Annotated in this window: 13 protein-coding genes; 6 read left to right on the top strand and 7 right to left on the bottom strand. The window is 69.4% G+C overall.

Going from position 1 to position 16,471, the window contains the following annotated elements; genetic code table 11:
• Positions 1 to 20 precede the first annotated feature (20 nt).
• Entirely contained in the window at positions 21 to 1,124 is a 1,104-nt protein-coding gene (locus G537_RS35825; protein WP_051247627.1) for a D-alanyl-D-alanine carboxypeptidase family protein, read from the bottom strand.
• Positions 1,125 to 1,473: 349 nt separating this feature from the next.
• On the opposite strand from G537_RS35825, the gene G537_RS0101275 reads away from it, so the two are divergent.
• The 3 genes from G537_RS0101275 to clpA all read left to right on the top strand — a co-directional run bounded on the left by G537_RS0101275 (position 1,474) and on the right by clpA (position 4,887).
• On the top strand, positions 1,474 to 2,007 hold the full coding sequence (locus G537_RS0101275; RefSeq protein WP_051247625.1) for a phasin family protein: 534 nt from the start codon (positions 1,474 to 1,476) through the stop codon (positions 2,005 to 2,007).
• Positions 2,008 to 2,179: 172 nt separating this feature from the next.
• A complete protein-coding gene (gene clpS, locus G537_RS0101265) occupies positions 2,180 to 2,518 on the top strand; it encodes an ATP-dependent Clp protease adapter ClpS (protein WP_026868576.1) in 339 nt (112 codons plus the stop codon).
• 38 nt (positions 2,519 to 2,556) lie between these two features.
• Positions 2,557 to 4,887: an ATP-dependent Clp protease ATP-binding subunit ClpA gene (gene clpA / locus G537_RS0101260; RefSeq protein WP_026868575.1), complete on the top strand. Its 2,331-nt coding sequence runs from the start codon at positions 2,557 to 2,559 to the stop codon at positions 4,885 to 4,887.
• Between the two features lie 85 nt (positions 4,888 to 4,972).
• Here clpA and G537_RS0101255 read toward each other — a convergent pair whose 3' ends face one another.
• Positions 4,973 to 6,382 carry an aminotransferase-like domain-containing protein gene (locus G537_RS0101255; protein ID WP_034850334.1) on the bottom strand — a complete coding sequence of 470 codons (1,410 nt, stop codon included), beginning with the start codon at positions 6,380 to 6,382 and terminating at the stop codon, positions 4,973 to 4,975.
• A gap of 109 nt (positions 6,383 to 6,491) precedes the next feature.
• Here G537_RS0101255 and G537_RS0101250 point away from each other — a divergent pair, with 109 nt between their 5' ends.
• On the top strand, positions 6,492 to 7,367 hold the full coding sequence (locus G537_RS0101250; RefSeq protein ID WP_034850333.1) for a DMT family transporter: 876 nt from the start codon (positions 6,492 to 6,494) through the stop codon (positions 7,365 to 7,367).
• Here G537_RS0101250 and G537_RS0101245 read toward each other — a convergent pair.
• The 5 genes from G537_RS0101245 to G537_RS0101225 all read right to left on the bottom strand — a co-directional run bounded on the left by G537_RS0101245 (position 7,364) and on the right by G537_RS0101225 (position 11,934).
• Positions 7,364 to 8,269, bottom strand: a complete 906-nt coding sequence (locus G537_RS0101245) for a LysR family transcriptional regulator (protein WP_245578857.1) — start codon at positions 8,267 to 8,269, stop codon at positions 7,364 to 7,366. The two genes, G537_RS0101250 and G537_RS0101245, sit on opposite strands and share 4 nt — an antisense overlap.
• 207 nt (positions 8,270 to 8,476) lie before the next feature.
• Entirely contained in the window at positions 8,477 to 9,457 is a 981-nt protein-coding gene (locus G537_RS0101240; protein ID WP_026868571.1) for a magnesium transporter CorA family protein, read from the bottom strand.
• A 273-nt stretch (positions 9,458 to 9,730) separates the two neighbouring features.
• The gene (locus G537_RS0101235; protein ID WP_026868570.1) at positions 9,731 to 10,234 is read right to left on the bottom strand and encodes a universal stress protein; all 504 of its coding nucleotides are present in this window, start codon (positions 10,232 to 10,234) and stop codon (positions 9,731 to 9,733) included.
• A gap of 24 nt (positions 10,235 to 10,258) precedes the next feature.
• Complete coding sequence (locus G537_RS0101230) at positions 10,259 to 11,011, bottom strand: TIGR02186 family protein (protein ID WP_081688509.1); 753 nt, start codon at positions 11,009 to 11,011, stop codon at positions 10,259 to 10,261.
• Between the two features lie 2 nt (positions 11,012 to 11,013).
• On the bottom strand, positions 11,014 to 11,934 hold the full coding sequence (locus G537_RS0101225; protein WP_026868568.1) for a sulfite exporter TauE/SafE family protein: 921 nt from the start codon (positions 11,932 to 11,934) through the stop codon (positions 11,014 to 11,016).
• A gap of 239 nt (positions 11,935 to 12,173) precedes the next feature.
• On the opposite strand from G537_RS0101225, the gene G537_RS0101220 reads away from it, so the two are divergent.
• Positions 12,174 to 13,337, top strand: a complete 1,164-nt coding sequence (locus G537_RS0101220) for an efflux RND transporter periplasmic adaptor subunit (protein WP_026868567.1) — start codon at positions 12,174 to 12,176, stop codon at positions 13,335 to 13,337.
• Positions 13,338 to 13,358: 21 nt separating this feature from the next.
• Positions 13,359 to 16,463 (top strand): efflux RND transporter permease subunit, encoded by a 3,105-nt coding sequence (locus G537_RS0101215; RefSeq protein WP_026868566.1) that lies wholly within the window; start codon positions 13,359 to 13,361, stop codon positions 16,461 to 16,463.
• Positions 16,464 to 16,471: the final 8 nt, after the last annotated feature.

Genomic DNA, 16,471 nt, shown 5'->3' with positions numbered 1-16,471 from the left:
CGCCGGACGGACGGGCGAATTCACCTACGGCGCAGCGGCCGCGGCTTGGGCAGGGGGATGTCGGCCAGGGCGCGCGGCACCGGTTCGTAGGCCACCCGCTGGGCGCGGGGTGCCACGGCGTGCATCGCGATCATCGCGCCGATACCGTCGGTGCCGACGGCGGCGTCATCCTCCGCGTCGCCCTCGCCCTCGGCCGAAGCGAGAAGCGGTTCGCCGATGTCAGGCCGGCGGTCCGGCACCGGCGGTTGGAACGGCGTGCTGGCCGTCCGCGGCGCGGCCGCGGCGGGCGCCTCGGCGACATAGGTTCCGGTGCCCTCATGCGACTCGAAGCCGTCGTCGAGAAGCTCCGCCATCCGGGCGTTGCGCGCGGTCGGGCTGGTGCCGCCGAAGATCACACCGATCAGCCGGGTCCTGCCGCGCACCGCCGAGGCCACGAGGTTGTAGCCCGCGGCCCGGATGTAGCCGGTCTTCATCCCGTCCATGCCGGAATAGGTCTGCATCAGCCGGTTGTGGTTCGGGAAGTTCCGGCCGCGGTAGCGGAAGTTCTTGGTCGCGAAATAGGGATAGTACTGCGGATAGTCGTTGATCAGCGCCCGGGCCAGCACCGCCATGTCATGCGCGGTCGAGACGTTGTCCGGGTCCGGCAGGCCGTTGGTCGAGGTGAAGGTGGTGCGGCTCATGCCCAGCGCCCGCGCCTGCTGGGTCATCATCCGGGTGAAGCGCGACTCGCTGCCGCCGATCGCCTCGGCCAGCACCACCGACGCGTCGTTGGCGGATTGCGTGACCAGGCCCAGGATCGCGTCCTCGACCCGGATCCGGCTGCCGGCCGGCAGGCCGAGCTTGGTCGGCGACTGGGAGGCGGCGTAGGGCGAGACGGGCAGCCGCGTGTCCAGCGCGAGGTCGCCCCGCTCGAGGCTGCGGAACGTCAGATACAGCGTCATCAGCTTGGTCAGCGACGCCGGGTACAGCCGCGCGTTGGCATTCTCCTCGTGCAGCACCTCGCCGGTGCGCGCGTCGATGACATAGGCGGCATAGCGCGGCGCCGCCTCCGCCCGGGCGGGCAGAAGCGCCAGGGCGAAGCAGGCGAGAAGAACTGCCGCCGATCGCGCTATGAAACGTGCCATGCCGACCCCCCGCTCACGCCGATTGCGGATCTTGGTTCAGGCGTGATTTCAGAACTTTAAATTAACCCGTTGATTTTTGTCCATAAAGCAAATGACAGGGCCGGCAAAAAGATGCTTGCCCGGTCGCGTCCACCCGAGTGCCGGCCAGTCTGACAGCATCGTCCGGCCCGGCGCAACGCCTTGGGTCGCAGAGCGGGGATATGTCCGTCATGTTGCGCTGCACAAAATTCGTTGACAGATCGAATCGACCTGCCCATATTTGCGGCATGTTGCAGTGCAGCATGGCTGGGCGGCGCCCCCGGCGGCGACGGTCGGCTGCAAAGATCGATTTTCGCTGGAGCCGTTCGTCATGACCACCGCCAAGAGCCGTGCCGGCGCGAGCAAGCTTGCCGCCGTCGAGACCACCACCGAGACCGTGAGGGACACCGTGGCAGACACCGTCAAGGCCGGCCAGGCCGCCGCCGAGAAGAACTTCGCCCAGGGCCTGACCCTGGCCAAGGACCAGTTCGAGAAGGCCGCCCAGGCCGCGACCAAGAGCTTTGACGAACTGGTCGCGCTGGCCAAGGGCAATGTCGACGCCGTCTTCGCGTCGGCCACCGTCGTCGCCCAGGGCACCGAGCAGATCACCCGCGCCTGGTTCGCCCTGCAGCACAACGCGGCCGAGCAGGCCGCCGAGGCGGCGCGGTCGCTGTTCGCGGCCAAGACCCTGCGCGAGGTCGTCGACCTGCAGTCGACCTATTCCAAGACCGCCTTCGACGGCTTCGTCGCCGAGAGCAGCAAGCTGTCGGAGCTGGGCCTGAAGGTGACCAACGAGGCGGTGGCGCCGATCGCGGCCCGCGTCAACGTCGCGGTCGAGACCCTGTCCAAGCCGATCGCCGCCTGATCCGACCTCCTCCCCGGATCAGCGGCCCCACGGCCCCGGCGACCCCTCGTCGCCGGGGCCGTTCGCATTTCGGCTTTTCCGCATCCTTTCCGCATCGCGGGCCTACAACTCCGGCCCCCACAGCACTATCATCATGATCGGGTTCAAAACCGGCAGCGCGCATCCCATATCCATGAGCGACATCGAACGGAAGGATGATCGAGGAGGCGGCAACGACGCCGGCACCGGGGTCGTCGTTCAGACCAGGCCGCGGACGAAGAAGCCGTCCATGTACAAGGTCCTGATGCTGAATGACGACTACACGCCGATGGAGTTCGTCGTCCATGTCCTGGAACGCTTCTTCGCGAAGAGCCGCGAGGAAGCCACCACCATCATGCTCCATGTTCACCGTCGGGGTGTGGGCGTCTGCGGCGTTTTCACCTACGAGGTGGCGGAGACGAAGGTGGCGCAGGTGATGGACTTCGCGCGCCGCAATCAGCATCCTCTACAGTGTATACTTGAGAAGGCCTGACCAGAGGTCTGGCGGGCCCTCCCGGATGGGGACGACCGATGCTCTCGCGGAATCTGGAGCAGACGCTGCACAGGGCCCTCGCTTTCGCCAATGAGCGACGGCACGAATACGCGACGCTCGAGCACCTGCTGCTCGCGCTGTCCGAGGATCAGGACGCCGTCGCGGTGATGCGGGCCTGCGGCGTCAACCTCGAAAAGCTGCGCCGCGACCTCGTCGGCTACATCGACACCGAGCTCGCGACCCTGAAGATCGACGGGATCGAGGACGCGAAGCCGACCGCCGGCTTTCAGCGCGTGCTGCAGCGCGCCGCGATCCACGTCCAGTCCTCGGGGCGCGAGGAGGTGACCGGCGCCAACGTGCTGGTCGCCCTGTTCTCCGAGCGCGAGAGCCATGCGGTGTACTTCCTGCAGGAGCAGGACATGTCCCGCTTCGACGCCGTGAACTACATCAGCCACGGCATCGCCAAGGCCGGCGCCTCGGGCGGGGCGCGGCCCGGTGCAGGGGAATCGCGCCCGGTCTCGGGCGCCGACGAGGATGCGCAGGCGGAGAAGGTCGTGAAGAAGGGCTCGGAGGCGCTCAGGACCTATTGCGTCAACCTCAACGAGAAGGCCTCGAAGGGCAAGATCGACCCGCTGATCGGCCGCGAGGCGGAGATCGAGCGCACGATCCAGATCCTCTGCCGCCGCTCGAAGAACAATCCGCTCTATGTCGGCGACCCCGGGGTCGGCAAGACCGCGATCGCCGAGGGGCTGGCCCGCCGCATCGTCGACGGCGAGGTGCCGCCGGTGCTGGCCGACGCCACCATCTTCGCCCTCGACATGGGCGCGCTGCTCGCCGGCACCCGCTACCGGGGCGATTTCGAGGAGCGGCTGAAGGCGGTGATGTCGGAGCTGGAGAACCTGCCCGGCGCGGTGCTGTTCATCGACGAGATCCACACCGTGATCGGCGCCGGCGCCACCTCGGGCGGGGCGATGGACGCCTCCAACCTGCTGAAGCCGGCCCTGGCCTCGGGCGCGCTGAAGTGCATCGGCTCGACCACCTACAAGGAATACCGGAACTACTTCGAGAAGGACCGCGCCCTGGTGCGCCGGTTCCAGAAGATCGACGTCAACGAGCCGTCGGTCGAGGATACGGTCAAGATCCTGCAAGGGCTGAAGAGCTACTACGAGAAGCACCACCAGGTGCGCTACACGGCCGATGCCATCCGCACGGCGGTGGAGCTGTCGGCCCGCTACATCGGCGACCGCAAGCTGCCGGACAAGGCGATCGACGTGATCGACGAGGTCGGCGCCGCGCAGATGCTGCTGCCGCCGTCGCGGCGGAAGAAGACCATCGGCGTGCGCGACGTCGAGGCCGTGGTGGCGAAGATCGCCCGGATCCCCCCGAAGAGCGTCAGCCGCGACGACAAGGCGCTGCTGCAGACCCTCGACCGCGACCTGAAGACGCTGGTGTTCGGCCAGGACCCGGCGATCGACGCCCTGGCGGCGGCGATCAAGCTGGCCCGCGCCGGCCTGCGCGAGCCGGAGAAGCCGATCGGCAACTACCTGTTCTCCGGCCCGACCGGCGTCGGCAAGACCGAGGTGGCACGGCAGCTCTCCCGCCTGCTCGGCATCGAGCTGGTCCGCTTCGACATGTCGGAATACATGGAGCGGCACTCGGTCAGCCGGCTGATCGGCGCGCCTCCGGGCTATGTCGGCTTCGACCAGGGCGGGCTGATGACCGATTCGGTCGACCAGCATCCGCATTGCGTGCTGCTGCTGGACGAGATCGAGAAGGCGCATCCGGACGTCTTCAACATCCTGCTGCAGATCATGGATCACGGGAAGCTGACCGACCACAACGGCAAGTCTGTCGACTTCCGCAACGTCATCCTGATCATGACCACCAATGCCGGCGCGACCGAGCTGACCAAGCAGTCGATCGGCTTCGGCGCGACGCGCAAGGAGGATGCGGACAAGGAGGCGATCAACCGGATGTTCACGCCGGAGTTCCGCAACCGCCTCGACGCGATCATCCCCTTCGGCCATCTGACGCCGGAGATCGTCTCGCAGGTGGTCGACAAGTTCATCATCCAGCTCGAGACGCAGCTGGCCGACCGCCACGTCACCATCGAGCTGTCGCCGGCGGCGCGGCAGTGGCTGGTCAAGCGCGGCTATGACGAGCTCTACGGCGCCCGGCCGATGGCCCGGGTGATCCAGGAGCACATCAAGAAGCCGCTGGCGAACGAGCTCCTGTTCGGCAAGCTGGTCAAGGGCGGCCAGGTCCGGGTCGACGTGGCGGAGGACGGCGAGAGCCTGGCCTTCGACTATGTCGAGAACCCCTCGGCCCCGGCCTCCGACGACGCGACCAAGGAACCCGAGCTGGCCTGACCCGCCGGCACGGCCGAAGAGACGAAGGGGCGCCCTGCGGGGGCGCTCCTTTTTCGTAGGTTGGGTTCGCCGAGGCGAATCCAACCTACGATCGCATCGCCTCTTCCAGCACCGCGAAGATGCGCGGGCTGGCGGATTGGGCGACGTTGAAGCGCAGGAAGCGGCCGGCGCTGCGCGACGGGCTGAACACGTCGCCCGGCGCCAGCACCACGTCCCGGGCCAAGGCGCGGCGCGCCACCTCGGCCGAATCGAGGCCATCGGGCAGGGCGGCCCACAGGAACATGCCGCCGCGCGGCTCGACCCAGGGCGTCAGGCCGAGGGCGCAGAGCCGCCGCGCCGTCTCGCCCATCGCCCGGGCCAGCCGGCCGCGCAGCCCCTCGACATGGCGGCGATAGCTGCCGTCGGTCAGCAGCCGGTGCAGCAGCCGCGCCGCCAGCGCGCTGTTGGAGAAGCTGGTGGCCAGCTTCAGGTCGGTCAGCCCCTCGATCCAGTCCGGCCGGGCGGCGATGACGCCGCAGCGCACCGCGGCCGACAGGGTCTTGGAGAAGCTGCCGATATGGATCACCCGCTGCAGCCCGTCCAGCGCGGCCAGGCGCGGCGACGGCTCCGTCTCGAAATCGGCGAAGATGTCGTCCTCGACCACGACCAGATCATGGGCCTCGGCCAGCATCAGCAGCCGGTGCGCGGCCTGCGGCGCCAGGCTGGCGCCGGTCGGGTTGTGCAGGGCCGCGTTGGTGACGTAGAGCCGCGGCCGATGCTCCGCCGCGGCGCGGGCGAAAGCATCCAGGTCGGGGCCCGTCGGGGTGCGCGGCACGCCGACCACCTTGGCCCGATGGGCGCGCAGCACGCCCAGGAAGTTGAAGTAGCAGGGGTCGTCGACCAGCACGGCGTCGCCCGGCTCCAGCAGGAAGCGGCCGATCAGGTCGATCGCCTGGGTGCCGCCGTCGGTCAGCAGGATCTGCCCGGCCTCGGCGGCGATGCCGCGCTCCGCCAGCCGTCCGGCCAGGTGCCGGCGCAGAGGGGCGAAGCCGAGCGGCGAATCGTACTCGACCAGGCCTTCGCCCTCCGACCGGGCCAGGCCGCGCAGGGCCCGCCGGATCGCCGGGTCGGGCATCCAGTCGGCGGGCAGCCAGCCGCAGCCCGGCTTCAGCGCCCGGCCCTCGGTCTCCGTTTCCAGCGCCTGGCGGGCGATCCACAGCGGGTCGATCGTGCGGTCCAGCCGGCGGCCGGGCTCGGCCAGGGTCAGGGGCTGCGCCCGCCGGGCGACGTAGAAGCCGGATCCGGGGCGGGCGGCGATCGCGCCCTCCGCCGCCAGCCGGTCATAGGCCTCGACCACGGTCGATTTCGACACGCCCAGCGACTCCGCCAGGCGGCGGATCGACGGCACCTTGGCGCCCGGCGCCAGCGCACGGCTCTCGATCCGCTGCCGGATGGCGTCCATCACGGCGGTGACGAGGGTGGTGCCGCTGCGCGGCGCGGGAAGCAGATCGAGCATCCGTACCGGACTCCGGACCAGGACAGTTCGGCCAAACTGTACTCTACCATCTCTGGCCGGCGTCGTCGCCGGGCGCCATGGTCGGCGCATGCAGGCGACACGGACGATCATGGACGGACCTTCGAACGAGGCGGCGGCGGGCTGGATCAACGGCCTGCTCGGCGTGCTCATCTTCAGCGGCTCGCTGCCGGCGACGCGGGTGGCGGTGCTCGACCTCGACCCGCTGTTCCTGACCCTGGCGCGGGCGGCGATCGCCGGGCTGCTCGGCGGGGCGATGCTGCTGGTCCTGCGGCCGCAGCGGCCGGAGCGGGCGGATATCGCGCCGCTCGTGGTGGTCGCGCTCGGCGTCGTGGTCGGCTTCCCGCTGCTGACGGCGCTGGCCCTGCGCTACGTCACCGCGGCCCACGCCATCGTCTTCGTCGGCCTCTTGCCGATCGCGACGGCGGTGTTCGGCGTGCTGCGCGGCGGCGAGCGGCCGCGCGCGGCCTTCTGGGCCTTCTCGGTGCTCGGCGCCGCCATCGTCGGCGCCTATGCCCTGCGCCAGGGGGGCGAGGCCTCGCTGCTCGGCGACGGGCTGATGTTGGCCGCGATCCTGGCCTGCGGCCTGGGCTATGCCGAAGGCGCCCGGCTGTCGCGCCGGCTCGGCGGCTGGCAGGTGATCTCCTGGGCGCTGCTGCTCTCGCTGCCGCTGTCTCTGCCGGCGTCGCTGCTGACGCTGCCGTCCTCCTGGGCCGGGGTCGGCTGGCCGGCGCTGGTCGCGCTCGCCTATGTCTCGCTGTTCTCGATGCTGATCGGCTTCGTCTTCTGGTACCGCGGCCTCGCCCTGGGCGGCATCGCCGCGGTCGGGCAGCTGCAGCTGCTGCAGCCCTTCTTCGGCTTCGCCCTGGCCGCGGCGCTGCTGCACGAACCGGTCGGCTGGGGGCTGGTGGGCTGCGCCACCGCGGTGGTGCTGTGCGTGGCCGGGGCCAAGCGCTTCGCCCGCTAGCTCTCTCCCTCGGCCATCCGCCGGACATGCTCCATGAAGCGCCGGGTCGCGCCCAGCGGTTCGGCGTCGCGGCGGGCCAGGTGCAGCGGCGCCGCCAGCGGCGGGCGGCCGGCCAGGGGCAGATAGGCGACGCCGCCGGTGTCCAGCCGGGCCATCGACGCCGGAACGATCGACACGCCGAGCCCGGCCTCGACCAGGCTCAGCGTCGACACCAGCCGCGGCGCCTCCTGCGCGATGCGCGGGCTGAAGCCGGCGGCGCGGCAGGCGGCGATGATCGAATCGTAGAGACCCGGCCCGCTCGGGCGGCGGTACAGCACGAAGGCCTCTTCGGCCAAAGCGGACAGCGGGATCGGGGCCTTCCCGATGGCCAGAGGATGGCCGATCGGAACCGCCGCGACCATCGGCTCGTCCAGCAGCGGCTCGACCGCGAGGCCGGCCGCGTCGCCGACCGGCGAGCGGATGAAGGCGGCATCCAGCCGGCCCAGCCGCAGCGCCTCGACCAGCTCGCCGGTGCTGCTCTCCTCCATCGCCATCTCGACCTGGGGCGCAGCCTCGCGGAAGCCGCGGATGGCGGCGGAGACGAAGGGGTGGAAGGCAGCGGAGCTGGTGAAGCCGACGGCGATCCGCCCCTGCTCGCCGCGCCCGGTGCGCCGTACCGTCTCGAGCGCGCGGTCGAGCTGCGCCAGGATCGCGCGCGCCTCGGCCAGCAGGACGAGGCCGCTCTCCGTCGGCTGCACGCCGCGCGGCAATCGGCGGAGGAGGGGCACGCCCAGTTCCTGCTCCAGCGCCTTGATCTGCTGGCTCAGCGGCGGCTGCTGCATCCCCAGCCGCTCGGCCGCCCGGGTGACATGGCCTTCCTCGGCGACGGCGACGAAGTAGCGGAGATGGCGCAGCTCGATCATCGGCATATCCCGGCGATATGGATGGCTATGGTGCCATCTGCGGATGCTTATGCCGAGAGGCGTCGGGTCTGTTCAGGGAATCACAAGCCGTCATCGCGAGGTGCGAAGCACCGTGGCGATCCAGGGGCCGGGACCGCTGGATGGCCACGCCCCTGCGGGGCTCGCCATGACGATGGAGGGACGGTGCGGGCGACGGCAACACCGCCCCTACAGCCACCCCTTCCGCTTGAACCAGAGATAGGGCAGCACGGCGGACAGGACCATCAGCCCGAGCGCCCAGGGATAGCCGACCGCCCATTTCAGCTCGGGCATGACCTCGAAGTTCATGCCGTAGATGCTGGCGACCAGGGTCGGCGGCAGGAACACGACGGCGGCGACCGAGAAGATCTTGATGATCGCGTTCTGCTCGATATTGATCATCCCCATCGAGGCGTCGAGCAGGAAGGTGATGTTGTTGCCGATATAGGTGGCGTGGTCGGTCAGCGACGCCACGTCCCGGCTCAGGCTCTTCAGATGGGTGCGGAACACCTTGTCCTTGGTGGCGTCGCCGACGGCCAGGAAGCTCAGCAGCCGGGCCAGGCTGACCAGGCTCTCGCGCGCCTTCGACACCAGGTTCTGGCTGCGGCCGATCTGCTTGAGGTTGGCCTCCAGCTCCTCGTTCGTGGTGCGCTTGTGCACGGCCCCCGGATGCACCTTGAAGATCCGCTGCGACAGCGCGTCGACCTCGCCCGCCACCCGCTCCAGGATGTCGGCGGTGCGGTCGACGATCGCCTCGAGCAGGCCGATCAGCGTGGCCGAGCCCGAGGGGCACAGCGTCGGCTGGCGCTCGGCATGGGCGATGAAGCCGGTGAGGGATTTCGGCTCGGCATAGCGGATGGTGACGAGGGTCTGGCCCTTCAGCACGAAGGTGATCGGGGCGGTGCCCGGCACGTCGGTCTCGGTGGCGTAGAGCACGCTGGCGGTCATGAACATGCCGCCGTCTTCCTGGTACAGCCGGCTTGACGCCTCGATCTCCTGCATCTCCTCGCGGGTCGGCAGGAACAGGCCGAGCTGCTTTTCGGCCAACCGCTCCTCCTCGGCGGTCGGGTTGAACAGGTCGATCCAGACCGTGTCCGGCGGGAAACCGGAGCCCTCCACGGGCTCGACCGGCGCGAAACGGGCGTTGGAAAGCGTGTAGATGCGCAGCATCGCGGTCTGTCCCCTTTCGGCCGCATGCCGCGCGAGCCGGGGGCCCGCGATCGTCTAGCGGAAGCCTCCGGCCGGCCCGGAGCCCGGCCGTCCGTCCTGTCCCGGGACGGCTCCGCGGAGGCGCCCCTTGGGTTCGATTCCGTCCCTCGCGGGACGACTGTCTGGCTCGTCCATGTCTCGATTCGTCGAAAGGCGGCGAAGGGCCTGCCGGCACCCGTCACCCGTCCGGCTCGGATGCCATCGCCGGCCGGCGCCGTCAAGCCGCCGGGTGCGTCAGGTCAGGGCGTCGATCGCCTCGGTCGACAGGTTGCCCGGCACGATGGTCAGGGGGATCCGCAGCCTGGCCATGGCGCGGCCGGTGGTCAGGTACTGGATCAGGGGGCCGGGGCCGGCGGAGGAGACCGTGTCCGCGCCCAGCACCAGCACCGAGATCGACGGCTCCTCGGCGATCAGCGCCATCAGCTCGTCGCGCGGCGCGCCCTCGCGGATGTGCAGGATCGGGATGGTGCCGGTCAGCTGGTTGACCTCGCGCGCCACGCGCTGCAGCCGCTGCTCGGCCTCGTGCCGCGCCTCCTCGCGCAGCACGTCCTCGATCGCGCCCCAGTGCTGGATCTCGCTCGGGCTGATGACGTGCAGCAGGGCGACCCGGCCCCCGGTGTGCTGCGCCCGCCGGCAGGCGTAGCGCAGCGCCGCCCGCCACTCCTCGGTGTCGTCCACGACCACGAGGAAGATGCGCGGCAGCTCCTGCTTCGGGGTTTCTGGGGCGTTGTCGGTCATGGCACCCTCAAAGATGGGAAGGGATCAGACGCGGCGGAAGACGACGCTCGCCAGCCAGCCGGAGGCGACGGCGACGATGATGGCGGCCAGCCCGTACAGCGCCGGCTCGCTCTGCGCGAACTGGTAGATCTCGGCCCCCAGCCCGACCTTGCCGACGATCAGCGGCGTGGTCTGGGCGTCGACCACCTGGCCGCCGCGGAACAGATAGACCTCAACCTGGTACTGGCCGGTCGGGACATTGGCCGGGAACTCGATCCGCGTCCGGAACAGCCGGCCGCTGAGGAAGCTGACCTGGCCGGTCTCGGTGACGTACAGGCCGCGGCGCTGCAGGCCGCGGATCAGCGCGTCGCGAAAGGCGCCGATCGCCTCGGGGCCGGCGTCGCGGTCGTCGTCGCTCACGGTCAGCTGCAGGTATTTCAGCCCGATGCCGGCGCGCTCCAGCACAGGGGGCGGCGCCAGCTCCTCCAGCGGCTTGCTCGACGCCACGGCGTAGAAGCCGGGCACGTTGCTGAACTTCATGCTCTCATGGTTGAGCCAGACGCCGGCGACGCGGTCTTTCTCGCGCACCGTGGCCCGGTCGGTCGGGCCGCGCACCACCACCGCCACCCCGCCCTCGCCTTCGGTGGCGCCGAACAGCAGGACCCGCGTGCCGGTGAAGCCGGTGTTGATGGCGATGACGTGGTCGGACAGGTCCGCCACCAGGTCCTGGGCGGCGCCGGGCCGGCACAGACCCATGGCCGCGGCCCAGACGGCGACGGCGAGGACGAGCTGCCGCATGCTCAGCCCCCCCGGCGCATGGCGACGGAGAACAGGTCGGCCGGCGTGCCGATCAGGTCGAAGCCGACCTTGACGCAGATGATCAGCACCAGCGTCGCCAGCAGGGCGCGGGCTTGGTCGCCGCGCAGCCGGCCGCTGGCATGGGTGCCGAACTGGGCGCCGATCACCCCGCCGGCCAGCAGCAGCAGCGCCAGCAGCACGTCGACCGTCTGGTTCTGGAAGGCCTGCAGGAAGCAGACCAGGGCGGTGGTGAAGATGATCTGGAACAGCGAGGTGCCGGCCACCAGCGCGGCCGGCATGCCGAGCAGGTAGATCATCGCCGGCACCAGGATGAAGCCGCCGCCGATGCCCATGATCGCGGTCAGGAAGCCGCCCAGCGCGCCGATCGCGATCGGCGCCAGCGCGCTGATATAGAGCCGCGACTTCGGGAACCGGGTCTTGAAGGGCAGGCCGTGGAACCAGGCGTGCTGGTGCAGCTTGCGCCGCGTACCCGGAGCGCGGCGGCGGCGCAGCATCGAGCGCAGGCTCTCCACCAGCATCAGCCCGCCGACCGTGCCCAGGAAGATCAGGTAGAACAGGTTGATGGCGAGGTCGATCTGGCCCAGCAGCTGCAGCAGGCTGAACAGCCGGACCCCCAGCACGCTGCCGATGACGCTGCCGGCCAGCAGCACCAGCCCCATCTTCAGGTCGACATTGCCGCGCCGCCAATGCGCCAGCATGCCCGAGACGCTGGCCGCGACCAGCTGGTTGGCCTGGGTGCCGACCGCGACCGCCGGCGGGATGCCGATGAAGATCAGGAGCGGCGTCATCAGGAAGCCGCCGCCGACGCCGAACAGGCCGGACAGGAACCCGACCAGGCCGCCCATGCCGAGAATCAGCAGGGCGTTCACCGAGACCTCGGCGATCGGCAGATAGACTTGCATGGCGCGGGGTCCCGTCCAGTCCTAGCGGCACCATAGTTGCTGCGGCGGCCGATGCGAAGGCCGATGGCGCCTGCGGCGAAGCGATGCGGTGGCGGCATGGCCGGACCGGTTACCCATGCCGTACATGCATGTATGTTTCCGATTAGGCCGTTTATCGGCGCTAGTGTATGGTGCTCCGCTTTTTGATTCACAGCACGAGCCCGTAGGTCCAATCACGGGCGGTGGGGACGGATTCGCGCATGATCCTCCGCTTCTTCCTGGTCGGGATCGCCCTGATCGTCGTCGTCGGCGCGCTCGTCGGCATGAACGTCATGCGCGACAAGGTGGTGGCGGACATGTTCGCCAACCCGCAGATCCCGCCGGTCGCCGTCTCCGCCGCCAAGGCCGAGGCGAAGACCTGGACCGACTATCTCGAGGGCATCGGCAGCATCTCGGCGGTCGAAGGCATCCAAGTCGCCTCGGAAGTCGCGGGCACCGTCAAGTCGGTCGACTTCAAGGCCAACGACACGGTGCAGGCCGGGCAGCGGCTGGTGCAGCTGGACGATTCGATCGACCAGGCGGATCTGCGCCTGTACCAGGCCGCGATGGACCTGGCGCGGCGGACCCTGGACCGCGTCTCGTCGCTGCGGGCCCGCGGCAATGCCCCGCAATCCGATCTCGATGCCGCCAATGCCGAGCTTCTGAAGGCGCAGGCGCAGATCGCCCGCGCCCAGGCGACGATCGACAAGAAGGCGGTGGCGGCACCCTTCGCCGGCATCGTCGGCATCCGCAAGGTCGATATCGGCCGCTACGTCGCCGCCGGCGACCCGCTGGTCACGCTGCAGCGCCTCGACCAAGTCTATGCCGACTTCACCCTGCCGGAGCAGGCGTTCAGCCGCATCAGCCACGGCCAGAAGGTGGAGGTGCGGGCCGACGCCTTCCCGGACGAGGTCTTCCGTGGCCAGGTCACCGGGATCGAGCCGGTGGTCGACACCGCCAGCCGCATGGTCAGGGTGCGGGCCACCATCGACAATCCCGGCCTCAAGCTGCGCCCCGGCTTCTTCGCCAATGTCCGGCTGATCCTGCCGGAGCGTCCGAACGTCGTGACCGTGCCGCAGACCGCGATCACCTTCAGCCTCTACGGCGACACCGTGTTCGTGATCCGCGAGAAGAAGGCGGAGGCCGGCCAGCAGCAGCCGGCCGCCGACGGGCCGGAGCGCCCGGCATCGGCCGGGCCGCAGCTGACGGTCGAGCAGGTCTTCGTCCGGGTCGGCCAGCGCCAGGGCAGCGTCGCCGAGATCGTCGAAGGGGTGAAGGCGGGCGACCAGGTCGTCACCTCCGGCCAGCTCAAGCTGCAGAACGGGTTCCCGGTCGCAATCGACAACTCGGTCGACCCGACCCGTCCTCCGCAAGCCGGCTCCTAGCCCGGCCGGGAAGGGGGAACCATGAACTTCACCTCGATCTTCATCCGCCGGCCGGTGCTGGCCTCGGTGATCAGCCTCCTCATCCTGCTGCTCGGCATCCAGGGCCTGGCGACTCTGCCCGTGCGCCAGTTCCCGAAGACCGAGGAGACGGTGATCACCATCACCACCGCCTATCCGGGCGCCAGCGCCGACCTGATGCAGGGGTTCATCACCACCCCGATCGCCCAGGCGGTGGCGAGCACGGAAGGGCTGGACTACGTCACCTCCTCCTCGGTCCAGGGCGTCAGCACCGTGTCGGTGCACATGAAGCTGAACGCCGATCCCGACGCGGCGCTGACCGAGGTGCTGACCAAGGTGCAGCAGGTCCGCAACGACCTGCCGGACGAATCGAAGGACCCGGTGGTGGTGAAGGGCACCGGGCAGGACATCGCGATCCAGTACATCGCGCTGGACAGCGACCGGATGTCGCCCGAGGAGGTGACCGAATACATCACCCGGGTGGTGCAGCCGCAGCTGTCGACCACCGAGGGCGTGGCCGAGGCCAAGATCCTGGGCGCCAAGAGCTTCGCCATGCGGGTCTGGGTCGACCCGATGCGGCTGGCCGCGCGCCAGGTCACGGCGGCCGACGTGGTGGCGGCGATCCGGGCCAACAACTTCCAGTCGGCGCCGGGGCGGACCGAGGGCGAGCTGGTCACCTTCGCCATCCGCACCGACACCACGCTGCGCACGGCCGAGGCCTTCGGCGACCTGGTGGTGCGCTCCGACGGCTCCAACATCGTCCGGCTGAAGGACGTGGCCCGGGTGGAGCTGGGCAGCGAGAGCTACGATTCGCGCGTCACCTTCAACGGGCGCGAGGCGATCTTCGTCGCCATCAACCCGACTCCTGCGGCCAATCCGCTGACCACGGCGGCCAATGTGCGCGCGGCGATGGAAGACATCGTGCGCCAGATGCCGGAGGGCATGCGCGGCGAGATCGTCTACGACGCGACCGAGTTCATCGAAGCCTCGATCTGGGAGGTGGGCAAGACCATCCCCGAGGCGGTGGCGATCGTCGTCGTCGTCATCCTGCTGTTCCTCGGCTCGTTCCGCGCCGTGGTCATCCCGGTCGTCACCATCCCGCTGTCGCTGATCGGCGTGCTGTTCTGCCTCTACGCGCTCGGCTACTCGATCAACACGCTGACGCTCCTCGCCATGGTGCTGGCGATCGGCCTCGTGGTCGACGACGCCATCGTGGTGGTCGAGAACATCCACCGCCATATCGAGGAGGGGCTGACGCCGAGGCAGGCGGCGCTGAAGGGGGCGGCGGAGATCGCCGGGCCGGTGGTGTCGATGACCGTCACCCTGGCCGCCGTCTACGCCCCGATCGGCTTCGCCACCGGCCTGACCGGGGCCCTGTTCCGCGAATTCGCCTTCACCCTGGCCGGCGCCGTCATCATCTCCGGCATCGTCGCGCTGACCCTGTCGCCGATGATGACCAGCAAGATGCTGAAGCCGCACGGCCAGGGCGCCGGCCGGTTCCAGCAGGTGGTCGACCGCTTCTTCACCGGGCTGCAGGGCTGGTACCACCGGCGGCTGCACAATTCGCTGAACTACCGGCCGGTCACCGTCTTCCTCGCCATCGTGCTGCTCGCCGCCTCCGCCTTCCTGTTCGTGAAGACGCCGAGCGAGCTGGCGCCGGAGGAGGATCAGGGCTTCGTGTTCATGATCCTCGAAGGCCCGCGCTACGCCAATCTGGAATACATGAACCGGTTCAGCGACAAGCTGATCAAGGACCTGCAGGGGATCCCGGAGCACGACGCGATCTTCTCGGTCAACGGTGCCGGCTCGCTGGCCTCCGGCTTCGGCGGCATGACCTTCAAGCCGTGGGGCGAGCGCAGCCGCAGCGGCGCCGAGCTTCAGGCCCAGGTCCAGCAGATCGTCAGCGGCATCGCCGGGGTGGAAGGCTTCGCCATCACTCCGCCGGCCCTGCCCGGCTCCAGCGGCGGCCCGCCGGTGCAGTTCGTGATCAAGGCCCCCGGCTCGCCCGAGCTGGTCTACGAGATGGCGCAGCAGATCGCCAATGAGGCGCGCAAGAGCGGCCTGTTCCTGTTCGCCAACGCCACCCTGGCCTTCGACCGGCCGGAGCTGTCGGTCGAGATCGACCGCAACAAGGCGGCGGCGCTGGGCGTCAACATGGACGACATCGGCGTCACGCTGAACGTCATGCTGGGCGGCAACGATATCGGCCGCTTCGACCGCGACAACCGCAGCTACAAGGTGATCCCGCAGGTCGCGCAGGAAAGCCGGCTGAACCCGGAGGAACTGAACAAGTACTTCGTCCGCACCGCCGGCGGCGACCTGATCCCGCTGTCCTCGGTGGTGACGCTGAAGACCCAGGCGACGGCGAACTCCTTCTCCCAGTTCAACCAGCTGAACAGCTCGACCATCCAGGGGGTGCCGACCCCGGTGATCGTCACCCTGGGCCAGGCGCTGACCTTCCTCCAGGAGACGGCCGACCGGATCCTGCCGCGCGGCGTGACCTACGACTACGAGGGCGATTCGCGGCAATACATCACCGAGGGCAACACGGTGATGATCGCCTTCGCCTTCGCGGTGATCGTGATCTTCCTGGTGCTGGCGGCGCAGTTCGAGAGCTTCCGCGACCCGCTGATCATCATGATGTCGGTGCCGCTGTCGATCTTCGGCGCGCTGGCGGTGCTGAATCTCGGCTCGATCCTCCAGCTCACCGGCGCCAGCATCAACATCTACACCCAGATCGGGCTGATCACCCTGGTCGGGCTGATCACCAAGCACGGCATCCTGATGGTGGAGTTCGCCAACAAGCTGCAGGAGGAGCAGAGGCTGTCGCGACGCGACGCGATCGAGCAGGCGGCGGCGATCCGCCTGCGGCCGATCCTGATGACCACGGCGGCGATGGTGCTGGGCGTGGTGCCGCTGCTCTATGCCAGCGGCGCCGGCGCCGCGGCGCGTTTCTCGATCGGGCTGGTGATCGCGTCCGGCATGTCGATCGGCACGCTGTTCACCCTGTTCGTGGTGCCGATGGTCTACACCTACCTCGCCCGCGACCATCATCGCATCGCGGAGGAGGACGAGCCGGGTCATCCGACGCCGAAGCCGGCGGAGTAGCCCGGGAG

This window comes from Inquilinus limosus DSM 16000, assembly GCF_000423185.1.
Lineage (GTDB): Bacteria > Pseudomonadota > Alphaproteobacteria > DSM-16000 > Inquilinaceae > Inquilinus > Inquilinus limosus.
Note: the sequence above shows the minus strand (reverse complement) of the source record. Positions and strands in the feature narration are given on the sequence as shown.